General features: G+C 63.6%; 19 protein-coding genes. 12 read left to right on the forward strand and 7 right to left on the reverse strand.

The window, feature by feature from the left end; genetic code table 11:
• Positions 1-24 precede the first annotated feature (24 nt).
• From HV765_RS02115 to HV765_RS02160, 10 genes are all read left to right on the forward strand, one after another.
• On the forward strand, positions 25-900 hold the full coding sequence (locus HV765_RS02115) for a transporter substrate-binding domain-containing protein (protein WP_254600404.1): 876 nt from the start codon (positions 25-27) through the stop codon (positions 898-900).
• Entirely contained in the window at positions 897-2,321 is a 1,425-nt protein-coding gene (locus HV765_RS02120; protein ID WP_175168606.1) for an FAD-binding oxidoreductase, read from the forward strand. Before HV765_RS02115 ends, HV765_RS02120 begins: the two co-directional genes overlap by 4 nt.
• The gene (locus HV765_RS02125) at positions 2,318-3,565 is read left to right on the forward strand and encodes a pyridoxal phosphate-dependent aminotransferase (RefSeq protein ID WP_175168607.1); all 1,248 of its coding nucleotides are present in this window, start codon (positions 2,318-2,320) and stop codon (positions 3,563-3,565) included. The genes HV765_RS02120 and HV765_RS02125 overlap by 4 nt, the downstream gene beginning before the upstream one ends.
• Positions 3,562-4,299, forward strand: coding sequence for an amino acid ABC transporter permease (locus HV765_RS02130; RefSeq protein WP_054427610.1), 738 nt, complete (start codon positions 3,562-3,564; stop codon positions 4,297-4,299). The genes HV765_RS02125 and HV765_RS02130 overlap by 4 nt, the downstream gene beginning before the upstream one ends.
• Complete coding sequence (locus tag HV765_RS02135) at positions 4,289-5,107, forward strand: amino acid ABC transporter permease (RefSeq protein ID WP_175168608.1); 819 nt, start codon at positions 4,289-4,291, stop codon at positions 5,105-5,107. The genes HV765_RS02130 and HV765_RS02135 overlap by 11 nt, the downstream gene beginning before the upstream one ends.
• Complete coding sequence (locus HV765_RS02140) at positions 5,094-5,924, forward strand: amino acid ABC transporter ATP-binding protein (RefSeq protein ID WP_175168609.1); 831 nt, start codon at positions 5,094-5,096, stop codon at positions 5,922-5,924. The genes HV765_RS02135 and HV765_RS02140 overlap by 14 nt, the downstream gene beginning before the upstream one ends.
• A 22-nt stretch (positions 5,925-5,946) precedes the next feature.
• Positions 5,947-6,573, forward strand: a complete 627-nt coding sequence (locus HV765_RS02145; protein WP_175168610.1) for a cysteine dioxygenase family protein — start codon at positions 5,947-5,949, stop codon at positions 6,571-6,573.
• A complete protein-coding gene (gene metC, locus HV765_RS02150; RefSeq protein WP_254600405.1) occupies positions 6,570-7,862 on the forward strand; it encodes a cystathionine beta-lyase in 1,293 nt (430 codons plus the stop codon). Before HV765_RS02145 ends, metC begins: the two co-directional genes overlap by 4 nt.
• A 122-nt stretch (positions 7,863-7,984) precedes the next feature.
• Positions 7,985-8,335 carry a VOC family protein gene (locus HV765_RS02155; protein WP_175168611.1) on the forward strand — a complete coding sequence of 117 codons (351 nt, stop codon included), beginning with the start codon at positions 7,985-7,987 and terminating at the stop codon, positions 8,333-8,335.
• A 9-nt stretch (positions 8,336-8,344) separates the two neighbouring features.
• A complete protein-coding gene (locus HV765_RS02160; RefSeq protein ID WP_054427604.1) occupies positions 8,345-9,283 on the forward strand; it encodes a CysB family HTH-type transcriptional regulator in 939 nt (312 codons plus the stop codon).
• Here HV765_RS02160 and HV765_RS02165 read toward each other — a convergent pair.
• The 5 genes from HV765_RS02165 to HV765_RS02185 are packed head-to-tail and all read right to left on the reverse strand — an operon-like array spanning position 9,275 to position 16,779.
• On the reverse strand, positions 9,275-10,855 hold the full coding sequence (locus tag HV765_RS02165) for a type VI immunity family protein (protein ID WP_175168612.1): 1,581 nt from the start codon (positions 10,853-10,855) through the stop codon (positions 9,275-9,277). The genes HV765_RS02160 and HV765_RS02165 overlap by 9 nt on opposite strands.
• Entirely contained in the window at positions 10,852-11,688 is an 837-nt protein-coding gene (locus HV765_RS02170) for a VRR-NUC domain-containing protein (protein WP_175168613.1), read from the reverse strand. The genes HV765_RS02165 and HV765_RS02170 overlap by 4 nt, the downstream gene beginning before the upstream one ends.
• Before the next feature lie 11 nt (positions 11,689-11,699).
• Positions 11,700-13,280, reverse strand: a complete 1,581-nt coding sequence (locus tag HV765_RS02175; protein WP_175168614.1) for a type VI immunity family protein — start codon at positions 13,278-13,280, stop codon at positions 11,700-11,702.
• The gene (locus HV765_RS02180) at positions 13,277-14,113 is read right to left on the reverse strand and encodes a VRR-NUC domain-containing protein (RefSeq protein WP_175168615.1); all 837 of its coding nucleotides are present in this window, start codon (positions 14,111-14,113) and stop codon (positions 13,277-13,279) included. The genes HV765_RS02175 and HV765_RS02180 overlap by 4 nt, the downstream gene beginning before the upstream one ends.
• Complete coding sequence (locus HV765_RS02185) at positions 14,113-16,779, reverse strand: type VI secretion system Vgr family protein (RefSeq protein ID WP_175168616.1); 2,667 nt, start codon at positions 16,777-16,779, stop codon at positions 14,113-14,115. Before HV765_RS02185 ends, HV765_RS02180 begins: the two co-directional genes overlap by 1 nt.
• 199 nt (positions 16,780-16,978) lie before the next feature.
• Here HV765_RS02185 and HV765_RS02190 point away from each other — a divergent pair, with 199 nt between their 5' ends.
• Entirely contained in the window at positions 16,979-19,186 is a 2,208-nt protein-coding gene (locus HV765_RS02190; protein WP_175168617.1) for a rhodanese-like domain-containing protein, read from the forward strand.
• Positions 19,187-19,327: 141 nt separating this feature from the next.
• Positions 19,328-20,203: an aldo/keto reductase family oxidoreductase gene (locus HV765_RS02195; RefSeq protein ID WP_175168618.1), complete on the forward strand. Its 876-nt coding sequence runs from the start codon at positions 19,328-19,330 to the stop codon at positions 20,201-20,203.
• A gap of 159 nt (positions 20,204-20,362) precedes the next feature.
• On the opposite strand, the gene HV765_RS02200 is transcribed toward HV765_RS02195, so the two are convergent.
• Together HV765_RS02200 and HV765_RS02205 are read right to left on the reverse strand one after the other, a co-directional pair.
• Positions 20,363-21,511 carry a GGDEF domain-containing protein gene (locus tag HV765_RS02200; RefSeq protein ID WP_175168619.1) on the reverse strand — a complete coding sequence of 383 codons (1,149 nt, stop codon included), beginning with the start codon at positions 21,509-21,511 and terminating at the stop codon, positions 20,363-20,365.
• A gap of 75 nt (positions 21,512-21,586) precedes the next feature.
• Entirely contained in the window at positions 21,587-23,101 is a 1,515-nt protein-coding gene (locus HV765_RS02205) for a 3-deoxy-D-arabino-heptulosonate 7-phosphate synthase (RefSeq protein WP_175168620.1), read from the reverse strand.
• Positions 23,102-23,249 lie beyond the last annotated feature (148 nt).

The raw sequence follows: 23,249 nt of genomic DNA on the forward strand, positions 1-23,249 counted from the left end.
GCCCGACCAGAACGGAAGAACAAGATGAAGCACCTTGGCAACAAGATGGGCGCCGTGTTGGCGTTGGCGGGTATGGCCGCGTTGGCCGTGTCCGGCGCCGCGCATGCTGACGCGACCCTGGACAAGATCAAGCAGCGCGGCAAGATCGTGATCGGCGTGGACGGCGCCAGCCCGCCGTTTGGCATTCTGGACCCGGCCACCGGCAAGGTGGGCGGCTTTCAGACGGACCTGGGCGCGGACATCGCCAAGCGCCTGGGCGTCAGCCTGGAAACCGTGCCCGTCACCGCGTCCACGCGCGTGCAGTTCCTGCAGGCGGGCAAGGTGGATCTGCTGATCGCCAACATTCAGTGGACGCAGGAACGCAGCGAAATCCTGAGCTACGCGCCCACGCCCTACAACCTGGTGGGCGGCGCGGCGATGGTGTCCAAGCAAAGCGGCATCAAGCGTTGGGAAGACCTGAAGGGCAAGGTCGCGTGCGTGTCGCAAGGCAGCAACTTCGCCAAGCCCTTGCAGGACACGTACGGCGCGGTGGTCAAGGGCTTGCGCAATATTCCCGAGTCGTTGCTGGCGCTGAAGGGCGGCAGTTGCGACGCGTCGGTACACATCCAGCCCGCGCTGTATGAAACGCTGCACGGCCCCAATGGCGGGGAATGGAAGGACTTTGAACTGGCGACATCCGACCAGCTGATTCCGTCGCCAACGGTGATCTGGACGCGGCGCAACGAAGCCGACACGCGCGCCTTTGTTGACGGCGTCATTCGCGACTGGCTGAAGACGGGCCTGCTGGTAAAGGAAGCCGACCGCTACGGCGTGCCGGCCGACTACCTGAAACAAGCCACCGCCCAGGCGCAGACGGGCAAGTTCGACAGTGCGCCGCCCGAGGCGCAGGCCAAGCCATGACGGCGGCCGTTGCCGATTCCCTCTTGGCGGCGTTGCGCGCCCGCCTGGGCCACTACTGGGTCTGGACAGGCGCGGACGCCGCGCCGTACCTGACCGACCAGCGCGGCCGCCTGCACGGACAGGCGCTGGCGGTGGCGCGTCCGGCAGACGCCGAAGAAGTGGCCGCCGTGTTGCGGCTGTGCCGCGCGGCCGGCGTGCCCGTCGTGCCGCAGGGTGGCAACACGGGCTTGATGGGCGGCGCCACGCCCGATGCGGGCGGGCAGGCGGTGCTGTTGTCGTTGGGCCGCTTGAACCGCGTGCTGGCGCTGGACACGGACAACGACACCATCACCGTGCAGGCCGGCTGTGTGCTGGCCGCCGTTCAAGATGCGGCGCGCCAGGCGAACCGGCTGTTTCCCTTGAGCCTGGGCTCAGAGGGCAGTTGCACCATTGGCGGCAACTTGTCGACGAACGCCGGCGGCACACAGGTGCTGCGCTACGGCAACACACGCGAACTGACGCTGGGCCTGGAAGTGGTGACGGCCGAAGGCGACATCTGGAACGGCTTGCGCGGGCTGCGCAAGGACAACACCGGCTATTCGCTTCGGGACTTATACATCGGCAGTGAAGGCACGCTGGGTGTCATCACAGCAGCCACGCTCAAGCTGTATCCCTTGCCGGCCGGGCAGGGCAGCGCGTTCGTGGCCTTTCCGTCCATCGACGCGGCGCTGTCGTTTCTATCGCTGGCGCGGCAGCGGCTGGGCGCGTCGTTGACGGGGTTCGAACTGATCAGCCAGCCGGTGCTGGACCTGGTGGCGCTGCACGTGCCGGAGCAGCCGCAGCCCTTGCCCGGCTTGGGCCAGCCCTGGTATGCCTTGCTGGAAGCCGCGTCGGAAAGCCCGGAAGGCGCGGGCGCGGCATTGCTGCGGCTGGGGCAGGAAGCGCTGGAAGCCGGCCTGCTGGCCGACGCGGTGATCGCGCACAACTTGCAGCAATCGGCCGCCTTCTGGCGCTTGCGTGACGAAGCCATTGGTGTCGCGCAGGCGCGCGACGGCGGCAACGTCAAGCACGATATCTCGGTGCCAATCTCTCGCGTGCCGGCCTTTCTGCGGGCCACGGCCGATGCGCTGCACACGCTGGACGCCGGCCTGCGCCCTATGGCGTTTGGCCATCTTGGCGACGGCAACCTGCACTACAACGTGTCGCACAACCTGGCGCGCCCCGTGCGCCATCTGTTCGACCTTGAAGACCGCATCCATGACGTGGTGCATGCCCAGGCGCATGCGCAAGGCGGGTCGATCAGCGCCGAGCATGGCATCGGCCAGGTCAAGCGTGATGCGCTGCCGCTTTACAAGAGCCCGCTGGAACTGGCGCTGATGCGCCGTATCAAGCAGGCGCTGGACCCTTTGAACCTGATGAATCCCGGAAAGGTGCTGACATGACCGCAACCCTGTTTCCCGGCGCCTTATCGCGCCGCGCCCGCAGCGCCGAGCTGTCTCCCATTGCCGCCGCCGGCGCCCGCGCGGCGCGGCTGGCCGCCGAAGGCCGATCCATCATCGTGTTGACGTCTGGCGAGCCCGACTTTGACACACCGGCGCCCATCAAGGACGCCGCGCGCGCAGCGCTGGAACAAGGCCAGACCAAGTACACGCCCACGGCGGGCACGGCGGCGCTGCGCCGCGCCGTGGCGGACGGCTATCGCAACCGGCACGGGCTGGACGTCAACGCGTCCAACGTCATCATCTCCAACGGCGGCAAGCAGGTGATCTACCTGGCGCTCAACGCCACGCTGGACGATGGAGACGAAGTCATCGTGCCCGCCCCATACTGGCCCACGTTTCCGGATGCCGTCCGCATCAATGGCGGCGTGCCGGTGGTGGTGAATACCTTGGCCGAAGACGGCTTCAAGCTGACGCCGCAGGCCCTGCGCGATGCCATCACGCCGCGCACCAAGTGGCTGATCCTGAACTCGCCGGGCAATCCGTCTGGCGCGGTGTATTCGGCGGCCGAGCTGCAAGCCCTGTCCGGCGTGCTGCGCGCCGCGCCGCATGTGCTGGTGTTGTGGGACGAGATGTACGAAGAAATCTGGTTTGGCCAGCCGCCCGCGCAGCTGCTGCGCGTGGCGCCCGATCTGGCGGGCCGCACGCTGGTCGTCAACGGGGTATCCAAGGCGTACGCGATGACGGGTTGGCGCATCGGCTGGGGCACGGGCCCGCTAGCCTTGATTCATGCGCTGGAGGCGGTGCAGTCGCAGGTGTCGTCCGGCCCAAGTTCACTGGGCCAGGCCGCGGCGCTGGCGGCGTTGCAAGGCGTGGCGGATGACTTCGTTGATACCGCAAGACAGGCTTACGAGCGGCGCGCGCAGCGGGTAGTTCAAGGCTTAAGCAGCGTGCCGGGCTTGCAGGTGCATGCGCCGCAGGGCTCGTTCTTTGCCTGGATCGGGGTGGCGGGCCTGATCGGCGCCGCGCGCCCCGATGGACAACGCATCGAACATGATGGGGATGTCGTCGATTGGTTGCTGGAAGCCGAAGGCGTGGCGGTGGTGCGGGGTGCGGCTTATGGCTTGTCGCCGTATTTGCGACTGTCGTTCGCCGCATCGGACGCGAACATCGATGCCGCCATCACACGCATTGGACGCGCGGTGGCGGCCTTGGCGCCGCCTGACGTGCTGGAGGCCGCCGCATGATCGAATCGGTCTTGCAGGCCTGGGTGGGCTTCTTCAAGCCGCTGGGCCTTAACTACAGCTTCGTGCAGGACCCGGCTGAATTGTCCGCGTTCGGCCATGGGCTGTGGGTGACGCTGCAACTGTGCGCATGGACCATCCCGGTCAGCCTGTTGTTCGGCGTGTTGATCGCAGCCGCCTTGACTAGCGGCCGCCCGTGGCTGGCGCGGCCCTTGCAGGCGTTTGTGGAAGTCACGCGCAACACGCCGACGCTGGTGCAGCTGTATTGCGCGTTTCTGGTGCTGAACATGCTGATCACGCAGAAGCTGGGCGGCGGCAATCCCATCACCCCGTTTGCCTGGGTGGTGATCGTGGTGGCGCTGCACAAAGGCGTGTTCCACGCCGAAGCGCTGCGCGCCGGCATCGAAGCCGTGCCGTCGGTAACGATGGAAGCGGCGCGTTCGCTGGCGTTTTCGCGCCGCCAGATCCTGACGCAGGTGCAGCTGCCACTGGCGGTGCGCTTCGCCTTGCCCGCGCTGGTGAACAACCTGGTGGACCTGGTGAAGATGACGGCCATTGCCTCGGCCATTGCGGTGGGCGACGTCACGTATGAATCCATCATGATCTGGTCGCACCGCGACAACGTGCTTGAGCTTCTGCTGCTGATCCTGCTGTATTTCGGCTTGCTGACGTGGCTGGTCAGCGTGGCGGGCCGGTGGCTGGAAGACCGTTTGAGGATGCCCGGCTATGGCCAATGAACTTGCCTTGAACGCCAACCGTGGCCGCACGTCTGGCGGATTCCTGCCCGCCTTGGTGCGCGACCCCTGGTTCGTGCTGTTGCTGGCGTTTGCCGCGCTGGGCCTGACGTGGGCCGCCACCGGCACCACGCCCGCCGCCGTGCAGGCGCTGTGGCATTGGTCGCCCGCCTTGTTGCGCGGGCTGGGCATGAACATCCAGATCAGCATGTTGGCGATGGCGTTGGGCACGGTGGCGGGGCTGGTGGTGGGCGCGTTGTCGCTATCACCGTCCGCCGTGCTGCGCCGACTGACGCGAGCCTATGTGCTGCTGTTTCGCAATGCGCCCATTCTGGTGCTGGTCTATTTCACAACGTATGTGTTCCCGTTTGAAGTGAACCTGGCGGGCTGGTATCTGCCGTTTCCGGATTGGATCAAGGTGGTGATCGGGCTGGGCTTGCCCGCCAGCGCCAACGTGGCCGAGATCTTTCGCGGGGCGATTCAGTCGATTCCCAGCGCGCAGTGGGAAGCCGCGCAGTCGCTGGCGTTTCGCCGGACGCAGATCTTTCGCATGATCGTGTTGCCCCAATGCGTGCGGCGCATGCTGCCGTCGTGGATGAACCTGATGGCCAGCATCACGATGAGCACGTCGCTGGCCTCGCTGGTGGGCGTGCACGATCTGGTCGACACGGCCACCGTGGCCAGCAACACCGTCGCGCGCAGCGACTTCACCATCCTGGTCTATTTCACGCTATTGGCGCTTTTCTTCGCCTATTGCTATCCCATCGCGCGTTGGACGCGGTATCTGGAACGACGCCATGAACATCATTGAACTTAATCCGCTGGTCAGCCTGCGCGATGTGCATCTGGCCTTTGGCGACACCGAAGTCTTGAAAGGCATCGACGTCGAGGTCAAGCAAGGCCAGGCGGTGTCGATCATCGGCCCGTCGGGCTCGGGCAAATCCACCATCCTGCGTTGCATCACGGGACTGCTGCGTCCGCAGCGCGGCGCCATCCAAGTGGGAGGCGTGCACGTCGATGCCCTGAAAACAGAATCCGACTTCATCGCGCTGCGCAAACGCGTGGGCTTTGTGTTCCAGCAGTACAACCTGTTTCCGCACCTGAGCGTGCTTGAAAACCTGGTGATCTCGCCCATCAAAGTCGGCGGCCAGCCGCGTGCGCAGGCCGAGGCGCGGGCGCGCGAGCTATTGGCCAAAGTCAGGATGGAACACAAGGAACGCGCCTATCCCGGTGAACTCTCGGGCGGCCAGCAACAGCGCGTGGCGATTGCGCGCGCGCTGACGATGCAACCTGAACTGATCCTGTTCGACGAGGTGACGTCCGCGCTGGACCCTGAAATGGTCGGCGAAGTGCTGACCGTGATTCGCGACTTGGTGCAAGACGGCCTGACCTGCATGCTCGTCACCCACGAAATGCGCTTTGCCGAAGAGGTCAGCGACACCGTGTACTTCACCGAAGCCGGCCGCATCGTCGAGCACGGCCCGCCGTCGCGCATCTTTGGCGCGCCACAAAGCGAGCGCACCCGCGCGTTCCTGCAACGTTCATCCGGCGCGGCTGCCGCGCGCAAACCGGCGCCGGACCCCATCGCCAACTATCTGACGTTCGACCCGCTGCGTCTGGCGGTATGACCCCTTTGGAGCGATCTTCATCATGACCACCGAATCCGCAATTTCCTCGCGCCGCCGCCAGCAGGTGCAAACGGCGCTGTCTGACATCCGCCAACTGCTGAAGTCCGACATCGTGACCCGCGAACAACTGGCAGCGGTTACCACGCGCCTGGAGCAACTGGCGCAACATCGCGAGCTGTTTCCCGCGTCTGACTTCCCGCCGCCCGCAGCCGGGCAGGGCGTGGGCGCGTCCACGCGCTACCGGCTGAACCCCGACGACGCGCCGGGCGTGCCGGCGCTGTATCTGAATTCCATCAACCCGGGCAAGACCACCTTGCCGCATAACCACACGACCTGGGCGGTGATCGTGGCCTTGTCCGGGCAAGAGCTGAACCGCGTCTACCGCCGCAGCGACGACGGTTCGCAGGCGGGCCGGGCGACGTTGGAACAGGTGCGCGAAGTGGTGGTGCAGCCAGGGCAGTCATTGTCGTTTCTGCCTGATGACATTCACAGCATCCACGTCACGGGCGAATCGCCTACGCTGCATTTCCATCTGTACGGCCAGCCTTTAGAGACCCTGTCAGGCCGGATTGGTATCGACCTGGCTACCGGCCAGATCCTGAACTACAACGCCACCCAGATGAAACCGGGTCAAGAGGTGCGTGTATGAGCCAAGAGCAAACCCAAGCCCAAGGCCAAGCGCACGGCCAGGCGCACGGCCAAGCCCAAGCCCATGGCAAAGCGCACGATCAACCCCAAGCCCACGTCCAGACGCGGCTCGTGCATGCCGGCTCGCCTGAATTGAAGAACGGCGCTGGGCCGGTCAACGTGCCCGTCGTGCGCACCAGCACGGTACGTTTTGCCGACACCGCCGCGCAGGCCGCCTTGAACAAGCTGCGTGCCGCCGGCGATCGCGTGGCCACCTATGGCCGCCATGGCCTGGACACGCATCAGGCGCTGGAGGAAGCCGTGGCCTCGCTGGAAGGCGGGCATCGCACGGTGCTGGCGCCGTCGGGCCTGTCGGCGATTACGTTGGTGTTGCTGGCCACGCTTGCGCCCGGCGACCATGCGCTGGTGGCCGACAGCGTGTATTCGCCAGTGCGCAAGGTGGATAAATCGCTGCTGCAACGCTACGGCGTCCAAGTGGAATACTTTTCGCCCTCGCAAGACACGCTGGAGTCCCTGATACGCCCGAACACGCGTCTGCTGTATCTGGAATCCCCCAGCTCGCTGTTGTTCGAAGTGCTGGACCTGCCCGCGCTTGCCGCCACCGCGCGCCGGCATGGCGTGCTGGTGGCCGCTGACAACACCTGGAGCGGCGGGCTGTACTACCAGCCGCTGGCGCTGGGCGCGAACCTCTCCATTCAGGCCGCCACCAAATACCTGGCCGGGCATTCGGACGTGATGATGGGCGTGGTCACCGTCGACAGCGCCGAACTCGCGCGCAAGATCGGCGTTACCTACGACGCATTGGGCCTGTCGGTGGGCGCCGACGACGCCTATCTGACCTTGCGCGGCCTGCGCACGCTGGATGTGCGCCTGGCGCGGCATCAGACCAATGCGCTGGCCGTGGCGGAGTATCTGGCGGGTCATGGGGACGTGGCCCAAGTCTTCTACCCGGCGTTGCCGCAAGACCCCGGCCATGCCTTGTGGCGGCGCGACTTCAGCGGCGCAAGCGGCTTGGTGTCGTTTGCGTTCGGCAACGCAGACCCAGCGGCGGCCTCTCGCTTCATCGACGCGCTGCGCTACTTCTCGATCGGCGCTTCCTGGGGCGGCTACGAAAGCCTGGCGCTTGAAGCTGCGCCCGAACGGCTGGCCGAACACAGCGTCTGGCAACAAGGGGCGGGCAAGCCATCCGTCGTGCGCCTGCACATCGGACTGGAGCACCCGCAGGACCTGATCGGCGACCTGGAACGCGCCTTCAGCGTCACCCGTGACGCCTTGCGCCGTAGCGCATAACGCATATGCAAATAAGCCTCGCGCTTTAGGGTTTCTGGCTATGTAGAAGCAATTACAACCTCTTTGTCCGGTTGTACCTTCGGGTACTAGAATTTGCCCTGTTCCATGGCTGGCAGCAGGGCATGACACCTTCTATTTCGATCGAATCCGTACAGCTTCCGTTCTTGTCGCATCGGGAGCAAGCCGTGCGGGATTTCTATCATCGCGTCATCGGCCTGGACGAAATGGCAAGCGCTGGTGACCAGCGCCTGCTCTTTGCGCTGGGCGACGCCACCTTGTCGCTGTCTCCGGTTGACGAGGTCAGCCGCAGCGTCAAACCCGATTACCTCGCCATCAAGACCCAAGCCTACGACGAGATCCTGGCGCGCCTGCGCCAGGCGGGCCACTACCCGGTCTGTTCGCTGCCCGACGCGCTGCCGCGCGTCATGTATGTGAAAGATCCGTCCGGCAATCAACTGGCCTTTCTGGGCTGAAGGCGCGCGATGAACTTCCAGCAACTGCGTTCGGTGCGCGAAGCCGTGCGCCAGGACTTCAACCTGACCGACGTCTCGGAAAGCCTGCACACGTCTCAACCCGGCGTCAGCCGGCAGATCCGTGAGCTGGAAGAAGAGGTGGGCGTAGACATCTTCGTGCGCTCAGGCAAACGCCTGATCGGCCTGACCCCGCCCGGCGAACTGATTCTGCCGCTGGTCGAGCAGATTCTGCAATGCGCGGACAACATCCGTCACGCGGGCGCGGAGTACGCCGACAGCCGCAAGGGCGTGCTGTCGATTGCGGCCACGCACTCGCAAGCGCGCTACGCCTTGCCCCCCGTCATCAAGGAATTCCGCCAGCGTTACCCCGATGTGGTGCTGCATCTGCACCAGGGCTCGCCCAAGCAAGTCTCGGAAATGCTGCTGGAAGGCGAGGCCGACATCGGCGTGGCAACCGAAGCCGTGGCCGACTATCCCGGCCTGGTGAACCTGCCGTGCTACCGCTGGAGCCACAGCATCATCGTGCCGCGCGGCCATCCGCTGGAACACCAGCACGACGGCATCAGCCTGTCGCAGCTGTCGCGCTACCCGATCATCACCTACGGCCGCGGCTACACCGGCCGCGCCCACATCGACGAAGCTTTCGCGCGCGCCGGCATCACGCCGGATATCGTCATGACCGCCATGGACGCGGACGTCATCAAGACCTACGTCGAACTGGAGTTGGGCGTGGGTATCGTGGCCGCGGTAGCCTGGGACGCCGAACGCGACACCCGCCTGTGCGCCATCGACGCCCGCCATCTATTCGAGATCAACCTGACCCGCCTGGCAATCCGCCGCGGCGCGTGGCTGCGCGGGTATGCGTTTCATTTCATTGAAATGTTCGTGCCTACGCTGACGCGGGAGGTGGTGGATAGGGAGTTGAAGGGGGAAGGAGTGTCAACGTAGAAACCTCACCATCACCCACGTCACGTCCTGCCCGTTGATGCGGGGCATGAGGGTTTGATGCATGAAGGTTTGCGGGCCGGTCGGGAATTCTTCGCAGGTCCAGGTGCCGGGGTAGGGGCAGGGTTGGCCTGAGCGCACCCGCACGGCTGGGGTCGGTTCGGTGGTCGTATCGTCTTGCATCCAATGCCACGTCACCGGCTGGCCTTGATAAGCCGGCAGCGGTTCATCCTTAGCGACGGTGCACAAGATCGATCCTTTCTCGTCGGCGCGCCATCGGCCGGCGCGTGGAGCGGGTTGACCGGTCTTTGCCTGCCGCGCCGGTTCCGGTTCGGGTGCGCGTTGATCAATGTCGCGCTGCCAGATAACGCGGCCTCGAGAGGCGTTTTGCGAGACCGGCGGTGCGAACTCTCCGGCCTTGAAGTAACGGCGGGAATGTGTCTTGGCGAGCGTGTACCACCAGCCGTCCGAAGGAATCGGCTCCCCCACGACGACGTGGGTGGCCGTAGGCTCGACGGGTGGGTCGCCCGGGGTCAGGCCGCGAATCTCGGGCGTTGGCCAATCACTATCGCCATCGAAGCGCGCCAGCCAGCGCTGGGTGTCGATGCGGTCGAAATATTCGTTCGGGTCGCCATCCCATTCACCAAAGCCAGTCAGTTCCAGTTGCGGATGCCGGATGCGCCTGAGCAGACGGTTGAGCAGAACGGGAAGTTCAGGCACGCCGCGTTCAACGGGATACAGCTCAGGTTGCGGACCCAGTTCAATCCACTGCCCGCAGCTGAGCGTGTCGATGCGGATGCGTGGGTCGTTGAGATGAGCGATAACGTCTTCGCGGGAGACCGAAAGTTTTTCGCGCCAGATGTCGGACAGGAAGAAGCCCCAGGTGGGGGGGCGGATGCCTGCGGGCAGTCCGGGCGTAAAGGCCATTCCAAATGGATAATCTGTGTCCAATCCGTAGAAATGCGGCGCAAGCGCGCGATCCCAGACTGCCGTTTCGGAACGCATTCCAAATTCCAGCGGGTTACCCATGGCGAACCCGCTATAAACCTGGGCGGGTTTCAGCCGGCCAATGGTGTGCAGGACAAATCGCCGCCAAGCATCCTTGTTATCCAACCACCATTGCCAACGGTAGTAGAACTGGATGCTTGAGTAGTCCTGCTCTTCGTTGCCCCTGTCGGACTTTCGCCATAGATAGGCGGCGTGGGTGGGAGAGCTTTGATGGTTCTTTTCGTCAGTGAACTCGACGGTAAAGGACCTGTTAACTGGCGTTTTTCGAGCCCAATTCCGCACATCACCTAGTCGCGCTGAACCATAAGGGTGAGGGCGTTCCGAATCCGGGTGCGTAGCGATGGTGTAGGGATAGCCCAAGCACTTTTCAAAGTCCTCGTGGATATCGATCATCTCCAGCGTGGTCTGCAGGACATGATCAGGCGGGTAGTTGAAGTAGAACGTCAGGAAAGGCGTGACCGCCAATTCGAAGGAACCGTTGTGACTGGCGGTATTCGGCCATTTCTTCAGGTCTTCGATCATGCCAGCAAGATCATCGTCATCAATCAACGGGTTGCTCGCGCTCATCTTCCTCTCCTGCCATGTCGTCCGCCTTGCTTGTCATTTTCTGTTGAAGATGGGTGATAGCCCGTGCAGTCTTCCGGCACCCGCAAAAGCGCCACCTTTTGGCTGTCGCGGCTCATCAACAGTACGTAGTCTTCTATCTGCTTTTTCTTGACCCAATCGTTCGGAAACTTGATCTCGACCGCTGCAAATACGTTTTCAACTTCAAACGGCTGCTGGCGATACTCCACAATCACCAGATCCGGCGCCAGGCTTCCTTTCGGGCGGGGCCAAAAAGGAAAATATTTGCTGATCCGTTTTGGCCGCGTGGATGGCTCACCCAGCATGGCGGCAAACGACGTGCCGTTGTAATTCGGCTCCGCCTTCAGCGGACTTTGCCAGGCCAGCAAATCGTCCACGGCTTCAAACACCAATGACGCGGTGGTCTGCTTTAACGCGATATCAATCGTGGTTTCAATGACGTCGCCGGGGATCTTCTTGCGGATTCTTCTTGGTACTGTCAATGGCGACTTCAACGCCCACTGGCAGACCGTGCTGATCACGGGCCGGAACGGGATCTTGCGTTCGATGTACTGTTTGAAGGTCACGTTTTCGCTGCGCCCGCGCGACACCGTCGTATTGCCGCCCGTGCGCACGAACGTAGAGCTCTTGATGTCGATCTCCTCTTTCATGCCTTTGATGACGTCTTTCAGGATGGTCTCGACTTCCTTTTTTCGCTGGCTGATCTGCGCCAGAGTTTCGGCCGATTCAATGGCGGTTTGCGCGGTTTCATAGGCGGCGTAGGCGCGATAGGCGCGGTAGCCCCAGATGAGGGCAGCGGCGACAGGGGCGGCCATCAGGTGTCTCCCTAGCGCAGGAACTTGACCATTACCCAGGTCACGTCCTGTTGATTCATTTGAGGCATGCTGACTTGATGCATGAAGGTTTGCGGGCCGGTCGGGAATTCTTCGCAGGTCCAGGTGCCGGGGTAGGGGCAGGGTTGGCCTGAGCGTACGCGCACGGGGGTGGTCGGTTCGGTGGTCGTATCGTCTTGCATCCAATGCCACGTCACCGGCTGGCCTTGATAAGCCGGCAGCGGTTCATGTTTAGTGACGGTGCACAAGATCGATCCTTTCTCGTCGGCGCGCCATCGGCCGGCGCGTGGAGCGGGTTGGCCGGTCTTTGCCTGCCGCGCCGGTTCCGGTTCGGGTGCGCGTTGATCAATGTCGCGCTGCCAGATGACGCGGCCTCGAGCGGCGTTTTGCGAGACCGGCGGTGCGAACTCTCCAGCTTTGAAGTGGCGGCGGGAATGTGTCTTGGCGAGCGTGTACCACCAGCCTTCCGAAGGAATCGGCTCACCCACCACGACGTGGGTAGCAGTGGGTTCGAGGGGTGGACTGCCCGGGGTCAGGCCGCGAATCTCCGGCGTTGGCCAATCACTATCGTCATCAAAACGTGCCAGCCAGCGCTGCGTGTCGAGGCGGTTGAAGCGTTCGTTTGGATCTCCGTCCCATTCGCCGAATCCGACGAGGTCGAGCTGCGGGTGGCGGATGCGTCTGAGCAGACGATTGAGCAGAGCCGGAAGTTCGGGCACGCCCAGTTCCACGGGATACAGATCCGGTTGCGAGCCAAGTTCTATCCACTGCCCGCTACTGAGTGTTTCGATGCGGATCCGCGGGTCGTTTAGGTGAGCGACGACGTCTTCACGAGACACTGAGAGTTTTTCTCGCCAGATGTCGGATAGGAAGAAGCCCCATGTTGGGGGCCGAATGCCCGACGGAAGTTCGGGCAGGAAGGTCATGCCGAAGGTGTCGTCGGTGTCCAGGCCGTAAAAGTGAGGCGCCAATGCTCTGTCCCAGACGGCCACTTCGGAACGCATGCCGAATGCCAAAGGGTTGGCAATCGCAAAGCCGCTATAAACCTGTGCTGGTTTCAGTCGCCTGATGGCGGCGAGCACGAACTCGCGCCATTTGTCTTGGTTGTCCAGCCACCATTGCCAGCGGTAGCAGAATTGGATGGAGGAATAGCCTTGTTCTTCATCACCCCAATCGGATGTCCGCCAGAGATAGGCAGAATGCGTAGGCGAGGTTTGATGGTTCTTTTCGTCCGTAAAGTTGACCGTGAATGCTCTATTGACCGGGATCTTCCTGGCCCACTCCCGTATGTCCCCAAGGCGTTTCGAGCCATAGGGATGCGGCCGTGAGGAGTCCGGATGTGTGGCGACGGTATAGGGATAGCCCAGGAGCTTTTCGAAGGCCTCATGGACGTCAATCATGGCCAGCGCGGTCTCTATGGCATGGACGGGGTCGTAGCAGAAATAGAAAGTTAGGAACGGCGTCGTGGATAGTTCGAATGAACCATTGTCAACGGCGGTATTTGGCCATTTCTTCAGGTCTTCGATCATGCCGAACAACTCGTCATCGTCAATCAATGGGCTGCTCGTGCTCATTTCGTTCTCCTGCTTCGCCCGTCGGCTCTTACGTCGTTGCTGGCGGTAGAGGGTCGATATCCTGTGCAGTCTTCCGGCACGCGTAATAGCGCGACTTTTTGCGTCTGGTTGTTCATGAGGTGCACGTAGTCCTTCATCTGATCAGGTTTGACCCAATCGTTCGGAAACTTGATCTCGACCGCTGCGAACACGTTTTCGACTTCAAACGGTTGCTGGCGATACTCCACAATCACCAGATCGGGCGCCAAGCTGCCCTTTGGGCGAGGCCAGAACGGGAAGTATTCGCTGATCCGCATCGGGCGAGTCGCAGGCTGACCCAGCATCGCTGCCCGAGACCGGCCGTTATAATTCGGCTCCGCCTTCAGCGGACTTTGCCAGCCCAGCAAATCGTCCACGGCTTCAAACACCAGTGACGCGGTGGTTTGCTTTAACGCGATATCAATCGTGGTTTCAATGACGTCTCCTGGGATCTTCTTGCGGATTCTTCTTGGTACTGTCAATGGCGACTTCAACGCCCACTGGCAGACCGTGCTGATCACGGGCCGGAACGGTATCTTGCGTTCGATGTACTGTTTGAAGGTCACGTTTTCGCTGCGCCCGCGCGACACCGTCGTGTTGCCGCCCGTGCGCACGAACGTAGAGCTCTTGATGTCGATCTCTTCTTTCATGCCTTTGATGACGTCTTTCAGGATGGTTTGCACTTCCTTTTTGCGCTGGCTGATCTGTGCCAGGGTTTCGGCCGTTTCAATGGCGGTTTGCGCGGTTTCATAGGCGGCGTATGCGCGATAGGCGCGGTATCCCCAGACGAGGGCTGCGACGACAGGGGCGGCCATCAGGTGTCTCCTTCGCTATGCAAATCCAGGAAGGCTTCTTCTCTGGGGCCGTGTTCAGGAAAGTGCTCGCGTGAGCCATCCAGTTCGCCCACCAGATGCTCGGGGTCTTCGGATAGCCGTTGATCCTCTCGCATGATGGTCTTGTACGTGTGCACACTGCGTGCGCGAGGGGTATCGATGATTTCGGTTTCTCCGTTGTGGTCGGTCATGCCCTCTTGCAGGAGCGTGGCGCCCGCCATGATCCGATATCGGTAGCGCTCGAACGCGCGTTCGTCTGTCTTGCGCATGTGGAACCGGCCGGTATAGTCGCCGGATGCGACGTCGGGTGAGGTGAAGGCAGGCAGTTCGGCGCTGCGCCCGGTCGGCCCCGAAAAGTTGTGCTGTGCCGCCTTGACCGAAAAAGTGCCCGGCATGCCCAATTCAACATTCCCATCGGCCATCTTGATATACGCCCCGCCGCAAAGCAGCGTGATGTGCTTGTCGGCGGCGATCAGCACGTGTTGTTTGCTGGACGTGAGCTCTGCGCTTTGGTCTGCCTGAATGCGGATGGCGTTGTGCTGCGCTTGCAGGATCATTTCGCCTTGGTGGGCGATGTGGCGCATTGAGCCGCCTTGAGAGAACAGGCTGATGTCGCCGCCTGCGTTGACAACGACTTTCTCGCCTGCGCTGATTTGCTGATTGTGCTGGGCGATGCTGTCGAGGTGTTCGCCTGCGCTGAGCGTCAGGCTGGCGGGCGTGGCGGCTGCGATGCCGCCAGGGGCGCTGAGCGCCAGCGCGGCGGCATCGCCTTGGCCTGCGCCGTCTGATTGATCGTTAGCGCCGTGACCAAGATTTCTCACCGCTTCGGTCAGCGACTGCTGCGCCAAGGCATCGTGTGCGACGCCTTCGTGACGGCCCGCGTACGCTCCCAGTTCGCGCGCCAGTTCCAGCGCCGCATTCAGCACCCCAACAATCTCCGAACGATCCAGCTGACCACCCTTGGCACGCAGTTGCGCCTCGGTCGTCAGCAGCAACCCCTTCGCCGCGCGCAACGCGCCGTAATCATCCGTCCGCAACTCAAACCCTTCGCCGCGAGGTTCACCGCCCGCTGGCCTTGGGTGCGTCAGATAGCCCAGATGCAGTTCAGACGCCCCGTGCTCACTCATCAACGCCGCGCTGATCTGCGCTGACGTGTCGTCCAAGCGCAGTTCATTCGCCCGGTTGCCCTTGTGTTCCTTGCTCTTGATGGTGTGCAGGATGTTGTGACGGGGCAGTTCATACGGCGGAAGATTCGTCGCGCGGTATGCCCGCGAGGTGATCAGCGGCTGGTCTGGATCGCCATTCAGGAATTGCACGACGACTTCTTGGCCGATCCGTGGAATCGCCATATGCCCCCACAGCGCGCCCGCCCAGTTTTGCGACGCCCGTATCCAGCAGGAGCTGTGTTCGTCGTTGTCGCCCAGCCGGTCCCACGGAAACTGCACCTTGACCCGGCCCCACTCGTCGCAAAAGATCTCTTCGTTTGGCGGGCCGACGACGGTGGCCATTTGCGGGCCATCAATGCGGGGTTTGGGGCAGGGTGCGGGCTTCCAGTCGACTTTGTCGGGGACGAGTTCGGCGGTGTAGCCATACTGCGTGCCTTGCTCCGCACCAAAACCATCTTCTTCCTGGCTCGCGTGCTGCACGCCGTGGTGCCGCATGCGGACGGGGCGCCAGCCTTGGTTCCAGTCTTCTCGCGGGTGGCCGGTCAGGTCGAAGGCCACACCGGGAATCAGCCGCGCGTCGTCGCCTTCGACGATGGCGATGCGCGCATCGCGGCGGCGGCCAAGCAGGCGAGACTCAGTGAAGGGTTTGCCCGCTTCATCCCGTTTATAGCGGCCAGGATAGTCATAGCGTTCGTAGCGGCGGTCTTGATGCGCCAAGTCCGTGGCGACCGGAGAATGTTCCTGGCTGTAGCGCGGATGCCTGTAGGTGTAGTCGCGCTGGGTTTGCACCGCGGTGCGCACGCGTTCGGCGTAGGTGAAGCGATGCAAGGCAGGTTCAGGCTGATCGCCACCCGGCATCGGGTTGTAAACCACCGGGCCGCCCGCAATCTCGCCGTGAATGTAGATGCGGTCGCCATGAATCAAGCGATGGCTTTTCTCGGTATGTTCGTAGCGGTAGAAATAGCCTTCTTCGGCGGCAAGCCGGTTCAGAAACTCCAGATCGGTATCACCCGCCTGCACGCAGTATTCGCGCGGCAGATGCTCGTTCGTGGTGACCTGTTCGTAGTCCGTAATGCGCTGGCGTTTGACGACATCCGCCATGATCTCTGGCACGGACAGCTGCTGGTAGATGCGCCAGTCGGAACAAAGCGCTGCCCTAGAAAGAGAGGGTTCAAGCACTGCCCGATAGCGCGTGCGCCGAAAACCGGTGCCTGCCTGTTCGAGCTCGGTGACGATGCCATGCACATGGCGCAGGGCCACGTCACCGCGCCAGATCGTGAATAACGCGGCTTGATCCAACAGCAAACCAAAGTCCACCGCCGAATCGAAGCTGGAAAGGTCGACGCTTAGCCGATAGGTCTCAGACAGCGCCTCATCCAGCGTGAACTCGATGACATCAAACGCCGCACCGTTGACGGGCGTGAACGTGAAACGATAGCGCTTCGCTTGCGGATACACCGGCGGCCCCCCGACTATGTCCATTTGAGCGACGATCTTCGGCAATCGTCGACAGCGCCGTCTATAGAAGGAGTCTGATATTGCGGCCGCCCTGACAGAATCCGCCGCTCTGCACCCCAAATCCGCCATTGCGCGCATATCCATAGACGCATTTCTACGTTGTCCGCCGCCCAGCGCGCACGTAGCCTGAAGGTCTCTTCAACCCGGACGTTCAGGTCATCTCATGAGCACTTCTTCCCCCGCGGCCGCGCCGGCCCACAGCACGCATACCGCATGCGCAGAAGCGGTTCGCGCGTTCATCGCGCAGGTGCGCGGACTTGTTCCAGAATCTGCGCACGCTACGCCGGAACAGCTGGCGCGGGTGGCGGCGCTGTTGGAGGCCTTGGGCCAGCGGCGCGACCTCTTTCCCGCAGACGCGTTTGCCGTGGTGCCGGGCCGCCCCACCTCTATTTATCGGTTGGCCGAAGATGTCGACGGCGGCTACGCGCTCTACTTGTCGCTCGGTGAACCGGGCAAGGCGCAGCCGCCGCATGACCACACGACCTGGGCCATCATTGCGGGCGTGCGTGGCAACGAGCGCAACGAGGTGTATGCGCGTGCGGGCACCGCAGACCCATTGCGCGATGCCTTGACGCCCGTGCGCCGCGTGGACGTGGGGCCGGGCAACTCCATCGTGTTGGGGCCGGACGACGTGCACACCATTGAATTGGTGGGCGACGAACCCGGCGCGCATCTGCATTTCTACGGCTTGGCGCTGGACCGGCTGCATGGCCGCGTGGTGTTCGAAAGCACCGAGGGCGGCACGTATCGCACGTTCTCGCCGCCTGCCGCCATCTACCATGCGCGCGTGTCTGCCCAGGCCTTGCAAGAGGAACTGCGGGGCGACGCCGAAATCGCCGTGCTGGACGTGCGCGAGGCGGGCCGGTATGCGCGCCGCCATTTGCTGGTGGCGGTGCCTGCGCCGCTGTGGCGTCTGGAAGTACTGGCCGACCGGTTGGTGCCAAGACGCGACACGCGCATCGTGCTGGTGGACGACGACGAATCGCAGTCCCATCAGGCTGCGGCCAAGCTGACGCGGTTGGGGTGGACGGACGTGTCCGTGCTGGAAGGGGGCACGGATGGCTGGGAGCGTGCGGGGCTGGAACTGTTCTCGGGCACCAACGTGCCAAGCAAGGCGTTTGGGGAAGTGATCGAGCACGAGAAGCACACGCCGTGGATTGATGTGGAGGAACTGCACGAACGCGTGGCGCGCGGCGACGACATCGTGGTGGTGGACAGCCGCACGCCGGAGGAATTCCACAATTTCACGTTGCCGTTCTCGCATAGCCTGCCGGGCGCGGAGCTGGTTTATCGCATCCGCGAACTGGCGCCTGACCCGAAGACGTTTGTGGTGGTGAACTGCGCCGGCCGTACGCGCAGCATTGTGGGCGCGCAGACGCTGATTGATGCGGGCATTCCGAACCGCGTGGCGTCCTTGCGCAACGGCACGATGGAATGGCTGCTGTCGGGCCGGGAGCTTGCCTATGGCCGGCGCGCCGCGCTGCCGGAACCGGGCGCGCCGGCATTGGCGGCCGCGCGGGAACAAGCGCGCGATGTGGCGCAGCGGGCAGGCATTGGGTATATCGACACCGCGACGCTGCACGCCTTTGAAGCCGAGCACGCGACGCGCACCTTGTTCAAGTTCGACGTGCGTACGCGTGAAGAGTACGAGACCGGTCATCTGGAAGGATGGCGTTGGGCGCCGGGCGGGCAGTTGGTGCAAGCCACTGACGAGTATCTGGCCACGCGCCGCGCGCGCGTGGTGCTGGCGGATTGGGATGGCGTGCGCGCGTTGACGACGGGCGCATGGCTCGCGCAGTTGGGCGCGGTCGAGGTCTATCTGTATCAGCCCCCCGCGTTGGCGCCGTTGCAAAGCGGCGTGGAGCCGCGCCGCGTATTGCGTCATCGTCCGGAGGCGGCCGGCGTGCGTGCGCAGGCGCTGCATGCGGCGTTGAACGCGGACGAGGCCATTGTGTTTGATGTGGAATCGCGCGTGGCGTATGAATGCGGGCATGTGCCCGGCACGCGTTTTGCGGCGCCGGATCGGCTGGCGGAATTCCTGTCGCCGGATGATCCGCGCGTGATTGTGCTGACGTCGTCCGATGGCGTATTGGCCAGCGTGGTGGCGGCCGAACTGGCTTGGCGCAGCAAGCGGCCGGTGCAATATCTGCTGGGCGGCACGCGCGCCTGGAAGGCAGAGGGCCTGCCGCTGGCCACGGGCGCAGCGGGGGTCTTGACGGGTGACGACGATCAGAGCATCAGCCCGTATCTGTTTGATGATCTGGCGGCGCGCGATGACGGCTTTCGGGAATACCTGGACTGGGAGCTGGGGCTGGTGGCGCAATTGGAACGTGATGGCAGCCATGACATCAGCTTGATTCCGGCGAAGTAGGGCGGCTGGGCCTGCGCGCCCCGGGGCCTCGGCATCAGCCGTAGGAAGGCTGGGCGCCGTTGCCCCGGGGCAACGAAATCTGCCTGATTATCCAAGGCGACGAAAAGGTTTACGCTTTCCGTTTCCTTCAGGAGATCCGACATGCAGCCCACATCGAACGAAGCCACCTATGCCCTGGGTACCAAGCGGGTCAAACGCCTGGGTTACGGCGCGATGCAGTTGGCCGGCCCCGGCGTGTTCGGCCCGCCGCGCAACCGCGATGCGGCGCTGACGGTACTGCGTGAGGCCGTGGCCAGTGGTGTGAACCATATCGACACCAGCGATTTCTACGGCCCGCACATCACGAACCAGCTGATCCGCGAAGCGTTGTCGCCGTATCCCGATGACCTGGTGCTGGTGACGAAGATTGGGGCGCGGCGCGGCGAGGATGCGTCATGGATTCGTGCCGACAAGGCCGACGAACTGACGCGCGCGGTGGAAGACAACTTGCGCAATCTGGGGCTGGACGTGCTGGATGTCGTGAACCTGCGCATCATGTTCGGCGTGCACGGGCCGGAAGAAGGCTCGATTGCCGAACCGCTGTCGGCGTTGCGGGCGTTGCAGCAGCGCGGCTTGGTGCGCCACATCGGGTTGAGCAATGTGACGGCCGCCCAGGTGCAGGAAGGCCGAGGCATCTGCGACATCGTTTGCGTGCAGAACCAGTACAACCTGGCGCACCGCGACGATGATGCACTGATCGACGCGCTGGCGCAGGACGGCATCGCCTATGTGCCGTACTTTCCGTTGGGTGGCTTCAGCCCGCTGCAATCGGCCACGCTGACCGTGGTAGCGCAGCGCGTGAACGCCACGCCGATGCAGGTGGCGATTGCATGGCTGCTTCAGCGGTCGCCGAACATCCTGGTCATTCCGGGAACTTCATCGGTTGCGCATCTGCGCGAAAACCTGACGGCGGGGGATCTGGTGCTGCCTGAGGATGAGGTGCGCGCGCTGGACAACATCATCAACGAAGCGGAGTGACTGCATCCTGGCACACTCAGCCGGCATCAGTCAGCTGTGGGCCGGCTGATGCCGGCTGAGTGTGCCGCCTGAGTTTGCCGCCTGAGTGTGCCCGCTCAGTGTGCCCGCTACGTGTGGCGGTTAAGTGAGGCGGTTAAGCGTGGCGGTTAAGTGTGCCCGCTACGCGAGTTCCAGCCGGTTTCCGCCCAGGGACTTGGCGCGATACAAGGCGCGGTCGGCAGCGGCCAGCGCTTCGCTTAATGGCGGCGCGTCTTGTTCGAATCTTGCCAGACCGATACTGACCGTGGCCTGCACGTCGCCACGTTGGATGTGTTCGGCAAGGGTGGCGGCAAAGTGTGCCGCCATCGTTTCGCCCAACGCTTGCGCGCGGCGTGCGGGGTCGCCCGTCAGCAGCGCGGCGAACTCTTCGCCGCCCAGCCGGGCCAGCATGACGCCGGGGCCCACGACACGTTGGGCGATGTCAGCGAAGGCCCTCAGAACTTTGTCGCCCGTCTCGTGGCCGTGACGGTCGTTGATGGATTTGAAGTGGTCCAGGTCAAAGGCCAGCACGGCGATGGGCGCGCGGCCGGCGCTGTCGCGGATGAGGCGCGCGCCTTCCTCGAAAAACCAGCGGCGGTTGCCCAAGCGTGTCAGGTAATCCGTTTGCGATTCTTGCAGCAACTGCCCATGCGCTTCTTCACGAACAAGCTTGAGCAGCGCCATGGGCAGCAGCACCGAATACAGCACGCCTTCGTACATGGTGATGTTGCTGGCCATTACCTGTGCGTCCGGGCCGTACGTGGCAACCAGCCAAGGCAGGATGAACGCGCGAAAGGCGTAGAACAGCGCGTGGATGACGGTGACGACGATGACGAAGTAGCGCGACGACAACGCCTTCATTGGCGCGCATCGCCACATTTCCCACGCGGTCATCGCCGCGATGGCGGCAATGGGCGCCGCGCTGACATAGGCCCACATCACGCCTCGCCACTGCGCGCCGGCAACCGCCCACAGGACGGCCATCACGATCAGCAATCCGATGGACGCCGCGCGGTACTGCCGCCCATTGAACGACGCCACGCCGTGCAGCACGAGCAGATAACCGCTAAGGATGATGAGGTTGCTAAGACCCGGCCCGATCGACGCGGGCAGGTAGCCGCGCAGCAGCACGACGGTACAACCGGCGGCAAGCGTGGCGAAGCCTGCGGCGAACATCCCTAACGCCTTGCTGCGTGTGGAGTGGGTCCGGTGTTCCCAGTAGGTCATCCCAGCGCTGGCAAGCAGCGTACCGATGACAAGGAGATAAAGGGTGAAGAGATCGACGTGCATCCCGGCGGGTATAGGCAGTGCGCCGATACAGGCGTCGGCTGCGGGATTTTACGTGGAAAACTTGACAGCGGCGTGTTACAGGTGTGCGGTGTGCGCGGCGTCCAACAGGTCGTCGGTGTGCACCATTAATGCACGGACCTGGTGCAGCTGCGGGTACTGATTGAGCACGCCTGCCCATTGCGGAGAGGTCAGTAACGAATGCCAGACGGGGTGCAGCGTTTCGATGTCCGCGGGCAGCCCTTGGGCGAGCTGGCTGGCGAACGCGATGCTGGCAGGGGCAGACAACAATTGCATGCGGCTGGCGGCATTGAGCAGGCGGGGCGAGGGGTCGGCCGGCGCGTCGCAGCAGTACAGGACCGTGTCCGCCAAGCCAGGCCCGTCTGCCGGCAACGCGCGCAAGGACTCGCCGCGTAGCGGCACGATGCCTTGCTGCGTCTTGAACGGGTACGTGGTGTTGCTGTCCGCATGCGCCAGCAGTTGCAGGCCGCGCAACAATCGGGGCAAGTCCGTGCTGGCGGCGTCAACGGAGGCTTTGGCTTCGACCAGCAGGCAGAGATCCCAAGCGGGCGTGGCAGTCGCGGCATCGATCGCGTCGGACTGGCGCAACAATGCGGCGTCCCATTCGCTTTTCGCGCGATCGGCGCTGGCGGGTAGCGAAGGCGGCACGCGCATCGACGTCACCACGCGATAGGGCGCGGTGACGTTGGCGGCGCGGTCGTCGGCGGCGCGCTCATCAGTGGCATGCTCATCACTGGCATGCTCATCAGGGGCACGCTCATCAATGGCACCCTCGTCGATAGCGCGTGCCTTCGTGGTGCGGGTCTCGCTTGCATTCAGGCGCTGCGCCAAGACTTCCAGCGCTTGCGCCGCCAACGCCTCGACGGCCGCGCCGCGTTGTTGGGCGTCGGTACCCTGCCGTAACGCTGTCGCGCTGCCCGGCCGCGGGCCGTTGCGATCCCACAGTGATTGGTAATGGCGCACCCGCGCGTCCGCCGCCAGCGCGTCCAGCCGTTGCAGGCGGGTCAGGGCAGCGCTATCCAGCAGGCGGGCGCAGCCCCGGGCGAGCGGATCGTCGCCCATCGTTTCGGGCATGTCGCGCAGCTGTTGCACGGCATCCGCCAACACCGTCCATGACCCGGAGGATGCGGCCGCCTGCACGTCGGCCAAGGCGTCCGCCTGCAAGCCGCGTGGCATGCGCGCGAGTTTGGCGGGGTGTGCGATGGCATTGGCGGCGGCCAGGATTTCGCGGCGGTCCGCGTCGGCGCCTGCGCTAAGCGATGCGTACTCGCGCACGGTCGCCACGCGATGGCGCAGTTCCATGGCCTGGATGGCAGGGTCGCCCTGGCCTTCACGCATGGCGCCGCGGATCAGTTGCGCCAAGGCGTCAATGAAGGCGCGTTCAATTTCAGGGCGGGGCGTGTCGCCGTGGGCCAGCGCTTGCCGCGCCTGGTCGATCGCCAACGCCAGTGCGGTGGCGCTATGCCCGTTCTGCGCATCCGGGGTGACGGCGGGTGTGGGCGGCACGCGATAGCGGCGCGCGACGATGCGCAACGTTTCATCCAGCAGAGCGGGGCGCGGAGGCAGGGGCATGTGGGTGGGGGACAGAATAGGACGTGAGCGGCGTAAGCCTAGCGTGCCGCGCGAAAACATGCAGCGTTTTCATTGCTGACAACACTCTGAACGAGTAATCAGAATATGAAAACAATGTCGTTCGTGCCAGGCAGGCAAGCCGATATTG

Origin of the sequence: Achromobacter kerstersii, from assembly GCF_902859595.1 — a bacterium.
Lineage (GTDB): Bacteria > Pseudomonadota > Gammaproteobacteria > Burkholderiales > Burkholderiaceae_B > Achromobacter > Achromobacter kerstersii.